This window comes from Bacillus sp. BS1807G30 (assembly GCF_040047675.1).
Lineage (GTDB): Bacteria > Bacillota > Bacilli > Bacillales > Bacillaceae > Bacillus > Bacillus altitudinis.
This window is the reverse complement of sequence record NZ_CP157353.1, coordinates 286,649-306,029: the sequence shown is the minus strand read 5'-3', so window position 1 is coordinate 306,029 and position 19,381 is coordinate 286,649. Positions and strand designations below refer to the sequence as shown.

General features: G+C 40.4%; 20 protein-coding genes. 6 read left to right on the top strand and 14 right to left on the bottom strand.

The genetic code is table 11. The features are described 5' to 3' along the window. Positions 1-31 precede the first annotated feature (31 nt). From ABG082_RS01655 to ABG082_RS01640, 4 genes are all read right to left on the bottom strand, one after another. Positions 32-811, bottom strand: a complete 780-nt coding sequence (locus ABG082_RS01655) for a TerC family protein (RefSeq protein WP_008342130.1) — start codon at positions 809-811, stop codon at positions 32-34. A gap of 140 nt (positions 812-951) precedes the next feature. Continuing rightward, the gene (locus ABG082_RS01650; RefSeq protein ID WP_007498343.1) at positions 952-1,530 is read right to left on the bottom strand and encodes a TerD family protein; all 579 of its coding nucleotides are present in this window, start codon (positions 1,528-1,530) and stop codon (positions 952-954) included. A 41-nt stretch (positions 1,531-1,571) separates the two neighbouring features. After that, positions 1,572-2,153: a TerD family protein gene (locus ABG082_RS01645; RefSeq protein ID WP_008342133.1), complete on the bottom strand. Its 582-nt coding sequence runs from the start codon at positions 2,151-2,153 to the stop codon at positions 1,572-1,574. Positions 2,154-2,173: 20 nt separating this feature from the next. Beyond that, positions 2,174-2,776, bottom strand: a complete 603-nt coding sequence (locus ABG082_RS01640) for a TerD family protein (RefSeq protein ID WP_017358594.1) — start codon at positions 2,774-2,776, stop codon at positions 2,174-2,176. A 417-nt stretch (positions 2,777-3,193) separates the two neighbouring features. Here ABG082_RS01640 and ABG082_RS01635 point away from each other — a divergent pair, with 417 nt between their 5' ends. Beyond that, positions 3,194-4,186, top strand: coding sequence for an LLM class flavin-dependent oxidoreductase (locus ABG082_RS01635; RefSeq protein WP_348936451.1), 993 nt, complete (start codon positions 3,194-3,196; stop codon positions 4,184-4,186). 212 nt (positions 4,187-4,398) lie between these two features. Further along, complete coding sequence (locus ABG082_RS01630; protein ID WP_057078603.1) at positions 4,399-5,439, top strand: acyltransferase family protein; 1,041 nt, start codon at positions 4,399-4,401, stop codon at positions 5,437-5,439. A gap of 19 nt (positions 5,440-5,458) precedes the next feature. Here ABG082_RS01630 and ABG082_RS01625 read toward each other — a convergent pair whose 3' ends face one another. After that, entirely contained in the window at positions 5,459-6,241 is a 783-nt protein-coding gene (locus ABG082_RS01625; RefSeq protein WP_017366553.1) for a glucose 1-dehydrogenase, read from the bottom strand. 112 nt (positions 6,242-6,353) lie between these two features. Continuing rightward, positions 6,354-6,782 (bottom strand): cell wall hydrolase, encoded by a 429-nt coding sequence (locus ABG082_RS01620; protein WP_008342138.1) that lies wholly within the window; start codon positions 6,780-6,782, stop codon positions 6,354-6,356. Positions 6,783-7,321: 539 nt separating this feature from the next. On the opposite strand from ABG082_RS01620, the gene ABG082_RS01615 reads away from it, so the two are divergent. After that, positions 7,322-8,383 (top strand): DUF4352 domain-containing protein, encoded by a 1,062-nt coding sequence (locus ABG082_RS01615; RefSeq protein WP_007498351.1) that lies wholly within the window; start codon positions 7,322-7,324, stop codon positions 8,381-8,383. A gap of 29 nt (positions 8,384-8,412) precedes the next feature. Here ABG082_RS01615 and ABG082_RS01610 read toward each other — a convergent pair whose 3' ends face one another. The 4 genes from ABG082_RS01610 to ABG082_RS01595 all read right to left on the bottom strand — a co-directional run bounded on the left by ABG082_RS01610 (position 8,413) and on the right by ABG082_RS01595 (position 11,120). After that, on the bottom strand, positions 8,413-8,646 hold the full coding sequence (locus ABG082_RS01610) for a hypothetical protein (protein WP_249670463.1): 234 nt from the start codon (positions 8,644-8,646) through the stop codon (positions 8,413-8,415). A 40-nt stretch (positions 8,647-8,686) separates the two neighbouring features. Next, a complete protein-coding gene (locus ABG082_RS01605) occupies positions 8,687-9,025 on the bottom strand; it encodes a hypothetical protein (protein WP_348936450.1) in 339 nt (112 codons plus the stop codon). A gap of 173 nt (positions 9,026-9,198) precedes the next feature. Continuing rightward, complete coding sequence (locus tag ABG082_RS01600; RefSeq protein ID WP_046526598.1) at positions 9,199-10,380, bottom strand: ABC transporter permease; 1,182 nt, start codon at positions 10,378-10,380, stop codon at positions 9,199-9,201. After that, the gene (locus ABG082_RS01595) at positions 10,380-11,120 is read right to left on the bottom strand and encodes an ATP-binding cassette domain-containing protein (RefSeq protein ID WP_007498365.1); all 741 of its coding nucleotides are present in this window, start codon (positions 11,118-11,120) and stop codon (positions 10,380-10,382) included. Before ABG082_RS01595 ends, ABG082_RS01600 begins: the two co-directional genes overlap by 1 nt. Positions 11,121-11,280: 160 nt before the next feature. Here ABG082_RS01595 and ABG082_RS01590 point away from each other — a divergent pair, with 160 nt between their 5' ends. Then, entirely contained in the window at positions 11,281-11,982 is a 702-nt protein-coding gene (locus ABG082_RS01590; protein ID WP_007498366.1) for a LytTR family DNA-binding domain-containing protein, read from the top strand. An 11-nt stretch (positions 11,983-11,993) separates the two neighbouring features. Further along, complete coding sequence (locus tag ABG082_RS01585) at positions 11,994-12,959, top strand: GHKL domain-containing protein (RefSeq protein ID WP_348936449.1); 966 nt, start codon at positions 11,994-11,996, stop codon at positions 12,957-12,959. 36 nt (positions 12,960-12,995) lie between these two features. On the opposite strand, the gene ABG082_RS01580 is transcribed toward ABG082_RS01585, so the two are convergent. Next, on the bottom strand, positions 12,996-13,925 hold the full coding sequence (locus tag ABG082_RS01580; RefSeq protein WP_008342143.1) for an aldo/keto reductase: 930 nt from the start codon (positions 13,923-13,925) through the stop codon (positions 12,996-12,998). Between the two features lie 466 nt (positions 13,926-14,391). Between ABG082_RS01580 and ABG082_RS01575 the strand changes: the two genes are divergently transcribed. Further along, complete coding sequence (locus tag ABG082_RS01575) at positions 14,392-15,432, top strand: DUF4352 domain-containing protein (RefSeq protein WP_017366547.1); 1,041 nt, start codon at positions 14,392-14,394, stop codon at positions 15,430-15,432. 48 nt (positions 15,433-15,480) lie between these two features. Here ABG082_RS01575 and ABG082_RS01570 read toward each other — a convergent pair whose 3' ends face one another. The 3 genes from ABG082_RS01570 to ABG082_RS01560 form a co-directional block, all read right to left on the bottom strand. After that, on the bottom strand, positions 15,481-16,572 hold the full coding sequence (locus ABG082_RS01570) for an SEC-C metal-binding domain-containing protein (protein WP_017366546.1): 1,092 nt from the start codon (positions 16,570-16,572) through the stop codon (positions 15,481-15,483). A gap of 193 nt (positions 16,573-16,765) precedes the next feature. Continuing rightward, positions 16,766-17,704, bottom strand: coding sequence for a response regulator (locus tag ABG082_RS01565; RefSeq protein ID WP_008342149.1), 939 nt, complete (start codon positions 17,702-17,704; stop codon positions 16,766-16,768). Positions 17,705-17,708: 4 nt separating this feature from the next. Continuing rightward, a complete protein-coding gene (locus tag ABG082_RS01560; RefSeq protein WP_039963229.1) occupies positions 17,709-18,995 on the bottom strand; it encodes a sensor histidine kinase in 1,287 nt (428 codons plus the stop codon). Between the last annotated feature and the right edge of the window lie 386 nt (positions 18,996-19,381).

Sequence of the window (19,381 nt, the reverse complement as noted above, 5' to 3'; positions counted from 1 at the left end):
CGCTAGTCAACTCCATTCCTTTTTGATCGTCCTATTCTTCTTTTGAAGCCGCAGCTTCGTTTGTTACACCTTGATGCTTCTTCTTATTGATTTTATGAACAATAAACGTTCCGATAAACGCTAGGATAATAATCGCAAAGAATGCGAGATGCGGGATTTCAATATGAGCAGCACTTAAGCCCATTTTGATGGCAATAATTCCAATGAGAATAAATGCAGTATTCTCAAGCTCAGGTATACGGTCGATGAGTACAAGGAATAATTGTGCCACTGTACGCATCATGAGAATTCCAAGCATTCCACCTAAAAGAAGAATCCATACTTCCTCAGATACAGCGAATGCAGCAAGAATACTGTCTACCGAGAAGGCAAGGTCCATAATTTCTACAGAAATAACAGTTGCCCAGAAGACGCCAAATACACGAATCATCCAGCCTTCTTTTTTCAATTCCTTCGCTTCGTCATCTCCGTCACCTAACCAGAAGTGCTTAATGACCAGCCAAGCTAAGTATGCAGCGCCTAGAACCTTAATCCACCAAAACTTAATAAGCAGCATCCCTACGCCAATGAATAGAAAACGGAAGAAATAAGCGCCAATTAATCCGTAGGTTAATGCCTTTTTACGCTGTTTTTCAGGTAAATGTTTCACCATAACAGCTAATACAAGTGCGTTATCCGCTGACAACAAACCTTCAAGCACGACAAGGGTCCCAATAAGCCCCCAAGAGACAGGGTCTGTTAATACCTCTGCCCACATATGCCAATCAAAAAACGAGGCATACGTGTCCAACATATGTTTCAAAATGTCCAACTGGTTTTCCTCCTATAAGCGTAGAAGCATCAGCAGGCTTTCGCCTGCTGTTATTCTTGATCGCTGTTTCTTTCTCACTTTGGAAAATACCCTCATATGAGTCATTGGCAGCGCCTCTTGAATGAAGTTGTTTCTTCTCTTTACACTTCTAACCCATAATTTTGACAAAGAGCTGCAAGTCCGCCAGAGAATCCGCTTCCGATTGCGTTAAACTTCCAATCGCTGCCGTGTCTATATAGTTCGCATACGACGACAGCTGTTTCAATTGAGAAGTCCTCCCCTAAATCAAAACGAATCAATTCTTCCCCGCCCTCTTCATTTACAACACGAACAAACGCATTAGAGACTTGTCCAAAATTCTGGCTGCGCGCCTCTGCATCATGAATCGTAACTGTAATTCCGATACGATCAATGTTAGCAGGAATTTTCGAGAAATCAACGAGAATTTGCTCGTCATCTCCATCTCCTTCACCCGTACGGTTATCACCGGTATGAGTGACACTGCCGCTTGGATGCTGCAGATTATTATAGAACACAAAGTCTGTGTCTTGTTGACAACGATTGTTTGCATCTACTAAGAAAGCCGAAGCGTCCAAATCAAATTCGGCTCCGCCTGAATATTTATTCGTATCCCAGCCAAGTCCGATCATCACTTTTGTCAGCCCTGGGTTGGTTTTCGTTAAATCGACACGTTGTCCTTTTGAAAGCTGAATCGCCATATTCGTATCTCTCCTATCTTCTGAAAATATGAAAACGTGCGTTACCCGATATCTAAGCCGAAGTCTGTTGCAATGCGGGCAAGTCCGCCTTGATAGCCTGATCCAACAGCTGAGAATTTCCACTCTCCGCCATGACGGTATAATTCACCTACAATAATCGCTGTTTCAATTGAAAAGTCTTCTGCCAAATCATAGCGAATGAGCTCTTCATTTGATGCCGCATTTAAAATACGGACGTAAGCGTTAGACACCTGTCCAAAGTTTTGGCTGCGTGCTTCTGCATCATGGATTGTAATGACGAAGGAGATTTTCTCAATACTTGCTGGTACAGTTGAAAGATCAACATTGACCTGCTCGTCATCTCCGTCTCCTTCACCTGTACGGTTATCGCCTGTATGTACGATACTTCCGCCACCGCCAGTTGTTTGATTGTAGAAGACAAAGTCAGATGGAGAGTTTGCTTTCCCTGCTGCATCTAAAAGGAATACGCTTGCGTCTAGATCAAAGTCATGTCCGCCATCATACTTGTTTACATCCCAGCCAAGACCTACGACTACTTTTGTTAAACCTGGATTCGTTTTTGTTAAATCAATTTTTTGACCTTTTGCTAAAGAAATTCCCACTAGGAACCTCTCCCTTCTAATTAAATGTAGTTTCTCGTAATATCGGCAAGCTTCGCATCGTTTGTACCATTTCCTACAGCTGCAAACTTCCACTCATTCTCGTGGCGATAAAGCTCTCCAACGATTAATGATGTTTTACCTGCATATTCATCTTTTAAATTATATTTCACTAATTCTTGATTGTTTGAACGGTCAACAATTCGGATGTAAGCATTTTGAATCATACCAAAGTGTTGGTTTCTTCTAAGTGCATCATAAATGTTCACAACGAACACCAATTTATTCACATTGCCTGGCACCTTGCTTAAGTTGACGAGGACTTGTTCATCATCTCCGTCTCCTTCACCTGTCAGGTTGTCACCTGTATGCTCAACACTGCCGCATTTGCTTTTCAAGTTGCCAAAGTAAATCAAATCTTTATTTTCAACAAACTTATCATTTTTCAGCATCAGCACTGAAGCGTCACAATCAATATCAGCGCCGCCTCCGCCGCCAAACAGCTTTCCAAGAAAACCGCCACCTTGTGACACAGGGTCCCAGCCAAGTCCAACTAGAATATTGGTTAGTCCTGCTTTTCCTTTTGTTAAATCAATACGTTGACCTTTTTCTAATGTAATCGCCAAATCAATCACTCCTCCAGCATAATAAAAATCTATTTATTAAGCGATGGACCCTATTAAAATCATCATACATGAAAATTCGACAAAATTCATGAAATGACATTGGAGCCTCTTACTCTTTTTTCTATTTACTAGTATATACGATCTATGTATAAAAGAGGTTTCAATATGATGATATTTTTTTAAAGAAAGATCCATGGCAAAAATGATTCATGTCGTAAAAGAAGTGTTTCATGTGAAACATTGTCGAATGTTCCCGTTACACAGCCTCTCGCTTAAAAACAGGGCTCGCATCCACTTCATATGTTGATATAGAAAATTCATGTACATAGCTGTGATAAACCCTTTCATTTCCTTCCGTTCATGTCTTTCTTTATACTTATGAATAGAATTCAACGTATTGATGAAAGGGTGTTGATGATGCCATCACTTCATATATTAGATCAAGTCGCCATCCCTAAAGGCCAGTCCGCACAAGAAACATTGGTTCATACGACAGAGCTGGCCAAGCTTGCGGAAACACTAGGGTATGAGCGGTATTGGTTTGCTGAACACCACAGCACGAGAGGACTCGCGAGTACAGCGCCTGAAATATTAATGGCACATATTGCTTCACATACATCGACTTTGCGCACAGGCTCCGGGGGTATTTTACTCCCGCAGTACAGCCCTTTTAAAGTAGCAGAAGTCACCCGCCAGCTTGAAGCCCTTTACCCTGGGCGGATTGAGATCGGGGTTGGTAAATCCCCAGGCGGAATTGAACGGACGAGACTCGCTTTGACAGACGGCGTGAAGAAAGAACTGTCTCAATTTGACCGCCAGCTGGAGGACCTTCTTTTTTACTTATCTGACAGCCTGCCTTCTGGTCATCGGCATGCAGGAGTGAAAGCGGCTCCGCTCATTGATTCTTATCCGCCAGTCTGGCTGCTTGGACTCGGGGAAAACAGTGCCATCCAGGCAGCATCACTTGGAATCAACTATATTTTCGGACATTTTATTCATCCTGCACGAGGCAGGCAAGCTTTTGAAGCGTATCGGTCACACTTTTCTCCATCCGTTTTCTCACGTCAGCCTCAGTCTATGTTTGCTGCCTTTGTGATCTGCGCAGACACAGACGAGGAAGCAAGCCGCATTGCCACCAGTACAGATTTATGGCTGCTTCGGGTTGAAAAAGGGCTGGACAGTCGCGTTCCTTCTATAGAAGAAGCAGAGAACTATCATTACACTGAGCAAGAAAAGAAAAAAGTGTTACAAAACCGCCAGCGAATGATTGTTGGCTCAAAGCAAACAGTGAAAGAACAGCTGCAAATCTTAATGGACCGCTATCAAACAGGCGAGATCATGATATTAAACAATTCATTTGATCCAATGGAAAAGCAGCGTTCCTTTGAACGAATCGCAGAACTATTTTGAAGCCAATCTTTCGTTGGCTTCTTTTTTACATTGTCATAAAAAATGGGAAATGTAACATCGAGATGTCAAAAAGCTTCCTTCTGTCATCTGATCGCAAATGTGTCTTCTAATCGTTAGCGAACTGTAAATGCATTGTAGGTGTACCTTTTATATAGTAGAGGTACATATGAAGTAATGGTTTACAATGCTGAGAAGGAAGGAGATGACTGGCCATGAAAAAGCGACTCGACTGGGTGGATGCGGCTAAAGGAATCGGCATTCTGCTCGTCGTTATGGCACATGTACCCATTCCTGATTCATTCAAGCAATTTATATATTCTTTTCATATGCCACTCTTCTTTTTACTATCAGGTATGATGTTTCGATCATCCTCACAACCTGCTATGTCATTTATACAGAAAAAAGCGAAAAGCTTGCTCTTACCTTATCTCTATTTCTCCATTATTACGTACGTTTTCTGGTTCACGGTGACCCGATTTTTCGCCTTTAAAGGGCAAACAGATATTGATCCCTTCGTTCCATTTACGGGAATTTTCATTTCAAATGCCGATGAAGCAAGACTGACACATAACCCAGCCATCTGGTTTTTAACGACGCTCTTTTTAGTGGAAATGTTGTTTTTCTTGATGCATCGTCTGACAAAAGGAAAACCAGCTGTATTGATGTTACTGACCGTCCTTTGCGGCGGAGCCGGATATGCTTCCACGCTATTGTTAAACCAGAGTCTCCCTTGGAACGCCAACGTTGCGTTAACGGCTGTTGTGTTTTATTCAATTGGATTTTTAGCAAAACAATGGTTTGTGGAATTAAAAACAGATCCTACCCTTCTGTTATGTACAGGTCTGCTTGTACTGACTGCATATATGCAAAGCTTTAATTCACGAATTGATATGCGGGTGAATGACTATGGGGATCTATTCATTTTTTATGCTTGTGCACTGCTCGGTTCATCTGCTGTCATTTATTTAAGCTTCAAATTGAAAACGTCCACGATATTGACGTATCTCGGACGTCATTCCATTGTGATTCTCGTCCTGCAATTTGCCGGTATCGATATCATGAAGGCATTTGTTTATTATGGGCTAGGCATCAATATCTCTGATACAGCGCAGCTTTCTTGGACGCTCTTTTATACGATCGGTACATTGCTGCTCATGGTGCCATGTATCTCTTTCTTGAGCAAGTATCCTATGCTGCTCGGCAAACCAGCAAAGTCAGCACACCGCTACAAAGAAAAAACATCCGCCGGCTAATGGGGCGGATGTTTTTCTATTATTCATCATTTAATTGAGAAGGATAAAGCGTCATTCCTCCATCAACGAATAATGTAGTACCTGTAATATAGGCAGCTTCTTTCGATACGAGAAATGCAGCGGCGGACCCAATCTCCTTTGGATCGCCAAACGTTCTCATTGGAATTTTCTCAAGCTGCTTTTGTTTTTTCTGTTCATCTTGAAGGTCGTCATTTGATTCCGTTGCCATTGTACCTGGTGCAATCGCATTGACCCGAATACCCGCTTCGGCATAATCAAGAGCCAGCGTCTTCGTCATCATATTCATTCCTCCTTTAGAAGTAGAGTAATGAACATTGAACGGACGCGGGATCTCTTGATGGACACTGGATATATTCAAGATTGATCCTTTCACATCATGCTCCATCATATAGGCGATCGCTGCCTTTGCTCCTAAAAATGAGCCTGTGATATTCACATCAATGACCTTTTGCCATTGTTCCAACGTCATTTCATGCGGCATTGCTTCTTCACCATTAAATCCTGAATTATTGACGAACACATCTAGTGCGTTAAAATTCTCCAGCGCGGCATCCATTAACGCCTGAATTCCTTCCTCTTTGGAGACATCTGCGTGTACTTTCACCGCCCTACCTCCATGCTGCTGAATGGCTTGTACCGTTTCTTCAGCACCCTCTTCATCGCCTTTATAATTCACAACCACGTTCATTTGTTCTTGTCCAAATCTCAAGGCGATGGCTTGTCCTATGCCTTTAGAAGAACCTGTCACAATGGCTGTTTTCCCTTTTAAGTCTTGATACATCTTCATTTCCTCCAATCACGTGCTTCATCTTGTTGATACACAATGGTTACCCATTTTGAAAAAAAGAAAAACACAATCCTCTTGAATACAAAGGATTGTGCTGTTCATCAAGCTAAAAGGTGTTATAAACATTCTCGCAAGTTTCAGCTGTGGGCTGGTAAAAGCAATGTGACTTATACCTTGCCACAAACGGCTGATTGTACCAAGTGGATGGACAATTTCCAGGCGGTTTGAAATACCAAAGACTGAATTTCGCAGGCCAAAATCGTTCACCATTAATGTTCCTCCGTGCAAGTGTCTTTTCACTTTCTCGTGCTCGCTGATAAAAATAGCCATGTGTGACTGCCTCAAACGCATGCTCCTGATAAATCATTTGTGGAATCGTACGCAGCCCTTTAAAGTCAGAACAGTTGGCACGCAAACGATTGATGCCTACATTTCCTACAAGCAGCATCCCTTGTTTCCCTTCACCTTCCGCTTCGGCTCTCAGCAGTCTGGCCATTAAATCAATATCAGAGCTTGTCGCTCTTACCACTGCCATACATCCACCTCCCATTCATTTCTCTTTTATTTTATGTAGGGTTTCTGTGTAGATGACTGCCATTTTGAAGGGAAAAGACACATTCCGTGTCGAGAGCCTGTCTAAATACCTCAACATTTCGCTGGACAAGTGTCTCTATGTCAACAACACACAAACCTAGTGATCATACACATCACAGGAAAAAATATTCATTACTAACGACTCATTTACAAGTCATAAAAATCCTTCTATTTGCTACATCTTCTTCAAAAACAGTCATTTGAACCTATTCAATAATCCGACTCAAAACCTTAAAATATAAAATGTTGAGTTTTTACAGGAGATTTCAAACAATAAAATACACATTTCTCCTCTCAACTTAGTGTCATTTTTACTACTTGAAGTGGATGAACCTTTCGAACGCACTGAGGTATTGACAGTACTTTCGCTTCATTCTACAGTAAAAAACATACAGTATTTTTCTTTTTGTGCAAAAAGAATGATATGAACTAAAGATTTCCAATGAAATTCACCATAAAACCCGAGGAGGAAAACATCTCATGTTTAAAAAGAAATTATCCCTGTTTCTTCTGATTTTGTGTGTAACTGTTGTCGCTGCTGCTTGTAGTGGTGGAAAAGACAAAACTGCTGCGAAAGAAAGCGATACAAAAAAATCTCTTGATGCAGCTGAAGTAAAAGTAGAAAGTGCTGAGTACACTTTACCACCTCAATACGATACATCTGTTCAGGATGATCAATATGTCCTAAAAGTGAATGTATCTGTAAAAAACATCAGCAAAGAACCATTGAATGTGGATAAAAGCAACTTTACGCTTTACCAAGATGACGCTCAGGTGTCTACCATCTCTCCTGATGACTACAACGAAGTATTATCTTCAAGCTCTCTAAATGCGGGTAAAGTATCAAAAGGCGGTCTTTTCTTTGTGGTTGATAAAGAAAAAGACTATCAATTGGTTTACACAGAGCCTGGTTCTGGATCGAAAAAAGATGACAAAACACTAGAATTCGATATTAAAGGAAAAGACTTGATGAAAAAGGCAGATACACTTCAAGCGTCTGCAAAAGCCCTTTCTTCTTATATTGATGTCATGATTTTTGGTAAGAAAAATGACGATTTCGAAAAACTAACAGGTGATAACAAATCAACTGTCGTAAACGAATTTGATAAATCATTCAAACAAGGCTACATTTCTTCTTCTGGTATTTCATCTAGCTCAGCAAAAGACGAAAACCTTGATAAGCTTCTAAAAGCTGTAAAAGAAACATTAGCTGAAAAATCAAAAGTATCAACGAAAACAAAATCAATCAGCGGTGATAAAGCTGTCGTGACTGTGACACTTACACCAATTGATGCAAGCCCGCTTGTCGATCGTTTAAAAGAAAAAGCAACTGAATTCTACAGCAAAAACCGTACAGCATCTTATGATGATGCACAGAAATATCTACTTTCTATCTATCCAGATGAATTTAAAAAATTAGGACCATCATCTTCTGAAGAAACAGTAGAAGTGAACATGAAGAAAAACGATATCGACCAATGGAAACTTGATTTGAACGACTACAAAACAAGCTCATTGGTTGAAAAGTTCATCAAGAACTAAAGAAAAACCCCCGTTTCCCGGGGGTTTTTTTAGTCTTTTTTCGATTGATGTCTATATTTGGTTCCAACATATATACAAGTAAAGAAGAAAAGCGTGACCCATATCCACAAGACGTTCACCATCAATAATATGATGGCTACTATGATCAAAATCGTCAGATCAAGTTTCTTTTCTAGTTTTTTATGGGTAAGAACGAAAGTGATTAATAGAAAAGCGATGAAGCAGGCGATTCCATAACTGAAGACTGTTGGCAATTCTCGCATCTCCTTATCGGGAAGGCTTATACTGACAAAAGGAAGCATATTATGAAGAGGAATTCCCTTTTTCAGCATCATATTCTCTTATGATGTCAATTGGATCAATAGCATCGTCTTCTTGCATGTATTCCTCTACATAAGGAGTGATTAATTTCTCGAACCTTTGCTCATCGTTTACTAAAGCAATATAAGTTTCATAGCCTTCAAAATCAGATGGGAATACATGTGCAACAGAACTACCTGTTTCTAAAGCTCTATCAATTGCATTTCTCAATTCTATCAGTCCTTTTTTATTCCCTAAAATGAAAGCTTCAAAATGATGTGTTTGCTGAGCATATATATTACATAATCCCAAAACATCATCGTCTTCTACTTGATAACTCATATACAAAACCCCTTTTAAGTAAAATCAAGTAAAATTTTACACGACTGAGCATTTTTATTCTATAACCTCCTTCACATTGTGACCCAATTTTTATCACTCATTTAAACATACAAAACAAAAAACTTGTAGAAAAAATCTACAAGTTCTTCATCTTTATCAATGAAATGATCTTTCTATTTCGCCAGCATCCATTTCTCTTTCATAAACAAACTTCTCACGATGACAAACAAGATCATCACTGTCAGCGCCGAGGAGCCGAGCGTCAGGGCAATTGACATTGGGTCAACGATGCCAAACATCAATTGCTTACATAGTGCATGAATATTAAGGAATGGGATAGCAAAGTAATACGTATCTAGCTGCGTAGCGCCTGCTCTCATGGTGAAAAACATCGGAATCACACCTAGTGTAATGATCATGGACATGTACGATTGTGCTTCTTTCACTGAGCTTGAAACGACACTGAGCAGCAGTTCAATCATTGATACCATGAATGAGAAAATAATTAATGCCGCTAACATAACGCCGATGATGCTCCACACTTGATCTCCGAAGTTCAGCGCTTGTTTCAGCTTTTCTGTAAAGAGCAATGTAGAGAGCAGCAGCATGCCAATCGCCACAATGCCACTTAATATACCAAACATAGAAACAGCTAGCCATTTTCCAATTAAAAGCTGAAGTCTGCTGGCCGGTGTCAGGAATAAAGCTTCAATTGACTTTCTATCCTTTTCACCTGCTACGATATCAAGCGCAGCTGGCAAAGCACCTGAGATCACGGACGTCACTAAAATCATTGGAAGGAGAATCGACAGCAGCATGGTGGTCACCCCGTTTTCTCCATCCCCGTCCTCTCCTTCTTGCACATCAACCGATTGCACCTCAAACGGATGAATCACTGACGATTTGATCTGATCCTGTGCTAAACGCTTTTCTACGACTTGATTTTGATATTGTTCAAGCAATGATTGCAGCATTTGAACCGCAATCACTGAATCATCATCTGTTGGATACCCATGGACTTTAATGGCAAACGATGTTTGATGCTGAAGCATATCGCCTGCATCTTTTGGCATTTCTAGATAAGCATTTGCCTCACCGTCTTTAACGGCTTGCTGCGGGTCATCAAATGTTTCAAGTTTCAGGTTTTTCACTTCTTTGATCATGTCATTCATATCGGACGGAAGCTTTTCATTGATTGCGACTGTATATGTTTTATCGCCTGGATCAGCGATCATGCTTTCGTAGAAAAACACGAGTCCTAGCATCGTCAAAAGAGGGATCAACACTGTTAAGAGCAGCGTTTTTCTATCTCTGAGCGAATCTGTCATTTCTTTTAAAAAGACGGTTTTCCACATTATGCATTCCCCCTTGCGAGCTTCGACATAAAGATGTAATTCAAGTCTTCACTTTGTTCCTGTGCATATAATTCTGGAAGCGTTCCTTTGTACACGAGCTCCCCTTGATGGATCATCATGACACTGTCACAAAGCAGGCTGACTTCTTCCATGATGTGGCTTGAAAATAGAATCGTTTTATTTTGCTGTTTCAACTGATGAATAAACTCTCTGAAAATATTACTCGATGTGATATCTAAACCTGTTGTCGGTTCGTCAAACAAAATAATGTCAGGGTCATGAATCAATGTTCTGGCAATCGCCACCTTTTGTTTCATCCCTCTTGAAAATCCTTTTACCTTGCGATCCATGTACTGCCTCATCCCGAAGCGCTTTGCTAAATCCTCAATTCTTGCTTTGATTTCATGCTGATCTAAGCCATATAATTTCCCAAAGTATTCAAGGTTTTCACGAGCCGTCAAACGGTCATAAAGTCCCGTCTCGCCGCCAAATAAGACCCCAATCCGCTTCTTCACTTCAGTTGCTTCTTTGACTGTATCAAAGCCTGCAACATTGACTGTTCCATGAGTAGGCTCCAATAATGTCGCAACGGCGCGTAATAATGTGGTTTTCCCCGCACCATTTTCTCCTAAGATGCCGACGACTTCTCCTTCCTTCACGGAGAACGTCATATGTTTCATCGCCTTTACGACTTTTTTCTTATCTGTAAACCAGCAGCTGCAATCGCTGAGAGTAATCATTTGGTTCGCCCCTTTCGACTATCTACGTCTATGATAGAAAAAATACCGCCTGTCTGACATAAAAATGTCGCGAAACGTCCTTTTTCTGTCTTGAAATGATCCATTTTAAAAAACAAATGGTAAAATAGACAAATAATAAGAAGAGTCATAGGTGATTTTTATGATAAAAGTAGGTCTTGTCGATGATTACCGAGTGGATTTAGAAAAGCTGCATGCCATTGTCGGCAGAATGGATGCCGTTGACATCGTTTTTGTGACGCAGTCAGCGGAGGATGCATATGAGAAGGTCAAACAGGGCGACATTGATCTATTGTTTGCAGACATTGAGATGCCTGGCATGTCAGGCTATGAATTAGCAGACCTTATTCACTCTCACGCACTGAATGTGGATGTTGTTTTTGTGACGGGAAACAGTGGGTATGCTGTCCATGCCTTTGATTTGAATGTCCATGATTATATTATGAAGCCTTATCAAGCTGATCGAATTGCCAAATCTTTAGAGCGCTACATGTCCACCAAGCAGGAGAAAAGCATTCACGGACGGCTTCTCATCAAGCAGCAATCAGATATCCATGTACTGCAAAAAAAGGATGTCATCTTTGTTGAACGTACTGGCAGGTCGACGACCATTGTCACAACAACAGGAGATATTCAAACATACCAAACTCTCAACGAGTTAAAAGGTGATTTAGCTGAGAAAGACTTTATCCGCTCCCACCGGTCGTTTATCATCAATATTCATTACATTAAGAACTTTTCGGCGTATGCCAAAAATTCATTTATCGTGTCTTTTGAAGGAACTGATAAAAAAGCTATGATGACGAAGCAGCAATTAGAATACTTTAAGAAATACTACTTTTAAGGAGAACGAACGTGAACGCTTTTTATCTTGGATTTCGCATATATACGCTCATCTGGCTGGGTCTTGCAGTTCATGCTGCTGCTAAAGCTGTTCTGCCTTTGTCATCAAGCATGGTGTGGCTTCTGACCTTTTGCATCATGTGCCTTTACACCTTTTTCATTTACAAAAGGTTTTGGCTAGGTATGAGTGGTTACGTGATATTAGGCGCTTTTGTGCTCATCACCTGTTCAGGAATTTCACTTTTTCTCACGCACGGAAATGGACTAAGCCATCTTTTAACTGTCATCATCATTTTGACAGCCGATCTCCTTTCCTTCAAGATGATGCAAACGGAGCAACGATTAAATGGACGGCTTCAAGAGCTGATTCATGCTGAGTCGAGAACCAATGACTTGCTGCTTGAGCTGCGAAGTAAACACCATGAAACAGCTAGACATTTAAATGCCTTTTCCGCATCGAATGACGAGCATGAGATCAAAGATTTGATTCAGCAATATGTGAAACATTTCCCTTGGATCAAAGGGGAAAATGCTTATTTGGCCTCAACCCTTCATTCCTTTTTCCAGCGGGCTGAAAAAGAGGACATCGCCCTTTCACTAGATCTTCAAGCACCCTTTTCTTCTCTGCCTTTTTCTAAGGCAGATCAGGTGAGTTTTACTGGCAACCTGCTTGATAACGCATTAGATGCAGCCATTGAAGCGAAGCAAGCTGGGAACGAAGGAAGCATCTCGGTCACGACTTCCATACGGAGCGGGCTCTTTTTGATTCATTGTGAAAACAGTACGAAGGGAATGGAAAAACACGTATTAGATCATCTGTTTAAGACGTTTGGCCGCTCGACAAAAGGCGGTGATCATCAAGGTATGGGTACTTATATCATTCATCAGCTTGTTGAAAAGGCAGACGGCACGCTTGATTTTACGTATCGTTCTCCAAACCTGAGGCTCGTGATCAAGATTCCTCTCACAATGGCATAAAAAAATAAGGTGCTGCTTGGCACCTTATTTTTTATATTATGAAAAGATCTGATCGATTTCGTTGATTTCTTCTTTTGTTAACTGAACATCGTTTGTTTTCAAGTTTTGTAAGACTTGCTCGGCTCGTTTTGCACCCGGAATTATGGCATCAATGCCATCCTGCGCCAATAGCCACGCCAGCGCTACATGTGCTGTTTCGGCATGTTTTGATTGCGCAATGGCCTTCAGCTTGTCTACTTTTTCGAGGTTTTGAAGGAAAGCATCACCTTGGAAAAGCGGGTCCTTTGCTCGAATATCATCAAATGTCGCATCCTTTGTAAACTTCCCGGTCAACAGGCCTGACGCCAATGGAAAATAAGGGATAAAGGAAATCCCATGCTCCACGCAGTATGGGAGAAGGTCTTGCTCGGCCTGACGTTTCAGCAGAGAATACTCTGATTGAAGCACGTCTAGGTATCCATCTCGATTAAAGGTTTGAAGCTGTTCAAAATCAAGGTTTGATGCCCCAATTGCCCGGATTTTCCCCTCATCCTTCAATTCCTTTAAAGTACCGGCTACTTCATCCAGCGGCGTGCGACCGTCTGGGAAATGCATATAGTACAAATCAATATAATCAGTTTGCAGCCTCTTCAGGCTGTCTTCGACCTGCTGTCTTAAGAAATCTCGGCTATTATCCAGTTCAATTTGTCCGTTTACTTCTTTATGAGCCCCTTTTGTCGCAAGAACCAGTTCTTTTCTGCCGCCTCTTTTGGCAATGATCTCGCCAATCAATTCTTCTGAACGGCCCAGCCCATAAATAAAAGCAGAATCTAAGAAATTGACACCATGATCAAGAGCTGTTTCTACTAGCTCCCGCCCTGCATCTTCACTCAGATTCGGGAATAAATTATGCCCGCCTACTGCATTTGTTCCAAGCCCTATCGGATTCACCTGTAAATCAGTTCGTCCAAGCGTTACTTTTTTCAAAAGCTCATCTCCCTTATCTGCTTAATCATCCTTATTTTCCCATGAATCATTTTCAACATTCAAGTATTCTGCTCTCTGAAAATCAATCTGGAGGTGGACGCTTTGAAAGAAAAAAGTTTTGCGATGTGAATTCTAACACATCTTTTGAAATGAAAACTACCTCCATTTCAAGAATTTTATACAAAAAACATTTAAAACCCATGATAAATAGATAAATTAATTCTTATTAACTAGTATATTTTACTTATTAAATTCCGTTTTTTATAGGTATTTGTGTAAAAATCTATTAAAGATAGGGACTAAAACCTATTCCTCATCACGAATGAAATTCGATAGAATGAATAGTGCAAATCGTCATTAGGAGATTTTCCCCTTTAACACCCGAATATACCATTCTATCTGTTTCTTTTTTCTTAGTCAGATAGCGGGAAGAAAATGACGAAAGAAAAGCAAAGGAGCATCAACTGTGAATCTTAAAAAAATAAGTGCACTCCTCATGATTTCATTCGTGATGATCATCTCTGCAGCCTGCCAGAGCTCAGCAAAATCAACAAAGGCTGACCAAAAATCAACAAAAACAGCAGAGGTAAAAGTGAATAGCTACGAATATACGTTACCAGAAGACTCAACAACTACCCTGCGGGACAATGAATTGGTGTTAAAAGTCAACCTGACGATCACGAACAAAGGTGACAAAGCCCTTTCATTATATAACTCTGATTTCACCCTTTATCAGGACGATGCCAAAGTCTCTGATTTAAAATTCTACGGCAGTAAAGACCGCCTTGATCTTGGGTCATTGAACAAAGGGAAATCACTATCAGGAGCTCTTTATTTCCTAGTAGATAAAGGCAAAAAATATCAGTTCGTGTACCAAGATAGCATCAAGAAAAACAGCGATTCGATCGAAATTGAACTAGATGGCGAAAAGATACTGGATACAGCGAAAAAGCTAGATAACCCAGCAAAAGCACTATCTGCTTATACAGATATCATTGTTTTTGACAAAAAGAATGATCAATTCTCAGAATTAACAGGTGACAATCAATCAGATGTCGTTAATAAATATCACGAAATGTTTGTGAAAGACTTCAAGAGAAGTGCAGGCATATACGGAAACGAAGTCAGTGACCGCGATATTTTATCCATGTACAAACGCATGCAAAATACAATGAAGGATAAAGCGAAAGTGGAAACAAGTGTGAAAACCATCTCAGATGACGAAGCGAAGGTTGTCGCTCAAGTAACCGGTATTGATGCTTCTAACTTAAAAGACAAACTAGACAAACAAAGAGATGAGTTTTACAACGGCAAAATCCGTTCGAAAGAAGAATTGTATAAGAAAAGCTTGAATATGTACGCATCTGAGTTTGAAAAGCTTCCTCCAGTCTCAAGCCCTGCTGAGTATGAAGTGAAAATGAAACGTAACGGAGATGGTCAGTGGAAAATTGACCTCAATGATTATAATACAGAGCAATACATGAGTGGTTTTATTAAAACAAGATGATGAAAAAAAGACGCTGGCTCCTTGAAAGGTGCCGCGTCTTTTTTCATGCTATGATACAGTCGTCTCTTGCTCTTCTTTGACCGCTTTTTCAATGTCTTTAAATCGGCTCGATACAGTGGACGCACTAATTCCATACTTTTTAGCAACTTGTGCTTGAGAAAGCGGGGCATCGCTTGCAAGTGAATGAATATAATATTCGATTCCTGCAGCAAATGACGCCGCTTTACGGATCACAGGTGCTTTCTGATCACAGTAAGCTTTCCAAACCGTTAAAGCGCCATCTGTCAGGCTTTGGTCACCGTGCTCTTTCATCCCGTCTTCAATCAGCTTGGCTGTTTCCAGCTGAACGTCACTAGCCCATTCCATACGATCTGCTGATAGTCCTACTGTATTTCCTTCTGTTTGAGCAGGCGCTTCTGTTTCTTCAACTTCTTGCTTCGCAAACATACACTTCAGCACTTCAGGGAAGGCTTCTCTCATAAATGTACTACGTGCTCCTCCGTTTGCCTCATGTGCTTCAACGAGCTGGCGAACTTGAAGAAGAAGCGTATCAGTAAACTCTTTCGCGAACATTGTATATTGAATGAAAAACTCTGCTTTTTCTTCAAACTGAACAGGGAAACCAAGAACAAGGCTACCTTTCTCTGGCAGCACGGTTTGATCCGGCTTCACATCAACTTCAACCTTCTCAGCTGTCACCATATTCTCAAAGTAAAGAGACTCGTCCGTTTTTTCATTTAATAAAAGCAAAGATGGCTCCATGTCTGTCCAAGATTCAACCACTTGTCTTGTTTTAGGCCGGGTAATATCTTCTGCTTTTTTTGTCAGGAATTCTTGGAAGATGGTCTCTTTCTTATCTGTTAATGGGCGGAAGAAGATGCCCCATACACTCAAATGAAAGACTGAGATTTGTTGCGTTTCTTTATCCATATCTGCTAGGAAAGAAAACTCATTAATGAATTGATTGATCGCTCTCTGATGCTTAGAGAACGCATAATTCATTAAATCCTTTTGAACTTGTACAGCTTCCTTAAACACAAGCTCAGACGTTTGTTCTCCGCCTGACTTTTGACCACAGCAATGTTTATATTTTTTTCCGCTTCCGCATGGGCAGAGCGCATTTCGTTTAATTTTTCCCAAAATAAAACCTCCGACATTCTAGTCTAACCTCACTATTTTAACAAACGATTGCACAGGAGAGTTTTATTTTCAAGAAAAAAGAAAAATCAGAATGATCAGATAAATAACAAAGACGTCTAAAAGAGCAAGGCGGCTCATAGTCAAAAGCACTCTGTCTCTGTTTATTTTCTCCAATCATTCCAATAGATTTCCCTCAGCTCATTCCTTCGAATAGCTGCTTTGCTTCAAAATAAAAGATTTGCACGAACTTTTTCGTATTGACTCTGCCTGTTGACCCTGCGGATGAAGAAGTCTTCTGCATTTCTTTCATTCTTTGGCTGACATCAGTGAAATCAAAAAACTTCGACGCATAGTGCTCAAATTTAGGGTTTGAAAAATCTGTAAGCCCTAGTGATGCGAAATGATTTAAGGAATGATGGATGGCTCGTCTAATTCGCTGCTCTGCTGCTTTCACTTCCCGCATCACTTCCACATCCGACGCACCACGACCAAGCTTTCGTTCCGCCGTTTTGATAAATAGCTGCTTTAATGGCGGAAAATTCACCTCATGAGAATTGGCTGTCTGCGTTTCATGTAAGTAGATCAATATCTCTAGTAAATCCTTAGAGCCACTCTCTCCGACAATTCCTAATTCAGATAGGAGGAATTCTCCTGCCTCTTTCATCGTTCTTCGCTTTGATCCAGTACCTGTCTCATGAGAAATCACTGGCTCTAATGGCAGCACATGCCGAAGAGAAGCTTGAATATCGTAAATTGATTTTTCCAGCTTGATCCGCTCCATGACCTTTCGAATGACACTGACAATTTCAATTCGATTGACAGGTTTATGAATATAATATTCAATTCCAAGTTCATAGGCTTCTGCCATCATCTCTTTTGCTTCTACTTGAGATATCATGATGACCTTGCCTTTGAATTCAGGGTGAATATGACGTATGGTTTGAATGCCGTCTCTAGCTGGCATTAAAAGATCAATCAGAAGGATGTCTACTTTTTTCAGGTTCAATGAATGCGCCTCTAATCCAACGCCGTCATCAGCCTCATCCACGACCTCTCCCAAATCCTCATCCTCGATGATTTGACCTAAAATCGAGCGTATTGCACGATCATCATCTGCAATGAAAAATCGCATACACTCACCCTCTCTGTATTAAATTTTTTATCGGAAGGACAAGCTGAAAAGCTGTTCCTTTCGTTTCTTTTTGCTCAATCTGGATTTGACCGTCCAGCTCTTGAACCAGCTCTCTCACATAGGATAAGCCAATCCCAGTTGACGGTGTTCCATATGCATCAAATTTTGAGGTATATCCAGGATCAAATACAATCTCTCTCAATTTCTCAGGAATACCCGGTCCATCATCCTCGACCCGAACCTCTATTTTATCATGACTGCCTTTTAATACGAGTGAGATGGCTCCATCATGCTTAATTGCTTCAACTGCATTTGCCATTAAATTATTAATCAGCGATAAGAAAATGAACACATGATACTCATGCAAGTGAATGCCTTTTATATCAGATGTAAAGGAAATGTTCTTCCCGAGAGATAGCGCATATTTCTCTTGAATGCGAATCACGATTTGAACAAGATCCTCTGCCCTCATATAATCTTGCATATTTTCCTTTGAAATCAGCTTTGAAAGCCCGGCGTAAATACGCTGATTATCCTTTTTGACTTCATGTATTTCCCCTGCAAGCTTGAGCAGCTCCTGACTCACTTTCTTTCCTGCCTCATGTTCATTCAGCAGACGATAGAGCCGATAGGATTCTTGCGTTATGTGCTCTGTATGATTTAACGTTTTCTTTAAATGAACTGTTTCCTCATATAAATTTGAAATGACCATCATCATATGCTCATTTTGCTTCATGATTTGTTTCTCTCTTGATTGTGCCTCATACAGCCTCATCATATTAAAAAAGCTGATGACCACGAAGCTGTGAGCAAATGCAATGAGGATCATATCACTCAGCTTTGAGAAAGTCATGGTTGTATCAAACACTAAAAATTGTACAAACAGCTCAACAAAATCAGCAAGCAGTTCAATCATCAGTCCGATCAGCCCAATAAAAATGGAACGCTGCTTAAAACGTCCTGTACGGACAACAAAGAAAAGAAAAGCATAAGTAAAGTAAAAAAAGAAGCTTGGAAACTGCTGATAAAATGACAGAGCCAGATCAGCTTTTTGCTGAATAAGATCTAAACCTACCCGAAATAGGACAATGGCTGCGCCTGTTAAAAACCCCGGCAGCAATGGTCTTGATTTTCTTAAAAGTAATAAGCAAAAGAAAAACGCAGGTGCCCCAAAACTAATACGAAATGTTTCATTCACAGGATAAAACTTCAGCTCTCCCGCAAGCGGCACAATGACGATCATAAAAATCAAAATAAATGCGTCTTTTTTGACAAGCTGGTTTAAACTCAAATGACTGACATCCCTTCCCCTGTTTACATAGCCACAGTATACAAGGAGACTCTTTGCTTCACAATGAGCAAAAAAATTATTTTCACGGCTTCTTCTCTCTTCAAAATCATTTTTTATGACTATTCTCCGAGGAGGCATGGTGACCTTTCAGCTATCCTACGATTTGGAGATTGTCTACAATAATGGGAATTGTTTAGACAATTGCATGTAGACTGATTTTTATTTGTAAGTTTTTCTGTAGATTTTCGTCAGATTGTGTAGTTTCCAAGATAAATTGAATGAACAATTTTAGTGAAACTATATGTAAGCGTTTTCTGAATTTTCACTAAAAACCCTTTTTGTTGTTTCGCCGCCAAAGCCTTCATTTGAACATATATTTAGGTGTA

What these genes read in the sequence shown, in the direction of transcription:
- ABG082_RS01600 (WP_046526598.1), bottom strand. Translation starts at nt 10,380, where the DNA reads ATGTGGAAAACCGTCTTTTTAAAAGAAATGACAGATTCGCTCAGAGAT.
- ABG082_RS01635 (WP_348936451.1), top strand. Translation starts at nt 3,194, where the DNA reads ATGCCATCACTTCATATATTAGATCAAGTCGCCATCCCTAAAGGCCAG.
- ABG082_RS01630 (WP_057078603.1), top strand. Translation starts at nt 4,399, where the DNA reads ATGAAAAAGCGACTCGACTGGGTGGATGCGGCTAAAGGAATCGGCATT.
- ABG082_RS01590 (WP_007498366.1), top strand. Translation starts at nt 11,281, where the DNA reads ATGATAAAAGTAGGTCTTGTCGATGATTACCGAGTGGATTTAGAAAAG.
- ABG082_RS01650 (WP_007498343.1), bottom strand. Translation starts at nt 1,530, where the DNA reads ATGGCGATTCAGCTTTCAAAAGGACAACGTGTCGATTTAACGAAAACC.
- ABG082_RS01565 (WP_008342149.1), bottom strand. Translation starts at nt 17,704, where the DNA reads ATGCGATTTTTCATTGCAGATGATGATCGTGCAATACGCTCGATTTTA.
- ABG082_RS01625 (WP_017366553.1), bottom strand. Translation starts at nt 6,241, where the DNA reads ATGTATCAAGACTTAAAAGGGAAAACAGCCATTGTGACAGGTTCTTCT.
- ABG082_RS01595 (WP_007498365.1), bottom strand. Translation starts at nt 11,120, where the DNA reads ATGATTACTCTCAGCGATTGCAGCTGCTGGTTTACAGATAAGAAAAAA.
- ABG082_RS01610 (WP_249670463.1), bottom strand. Translation starts at nt 8,646, where the DNA reads ATGCGAGAATTGCCAACAGTCTTCAGTTATGGAATCGCCTGCTTCATC.
- ABG082_RS01620 (WP_008342138.1), bottom strand. Translation starts at nt 6,782, where the DNA reads ATGGCAGTGGTAAGAGCGACAAGCTCTGATATTGATTTAATGGCCAGA.
- ABG082_RS01605 (WP_348936450.1), bottom strand. Translation starts at nt 9,025, where the DNA reads ATGAGTTATCAAGTAGAAGACGATGATGTTTTGGGATTATGTAATATA.
- ABG082_RS01615 (WP_007498351.1), top strand. Translation starts at nt 7,322, where the DNA reads ATGTTTAAAAAGAAATTATCCCTGTTTCTTCTGATTTTGTGTGTAACT.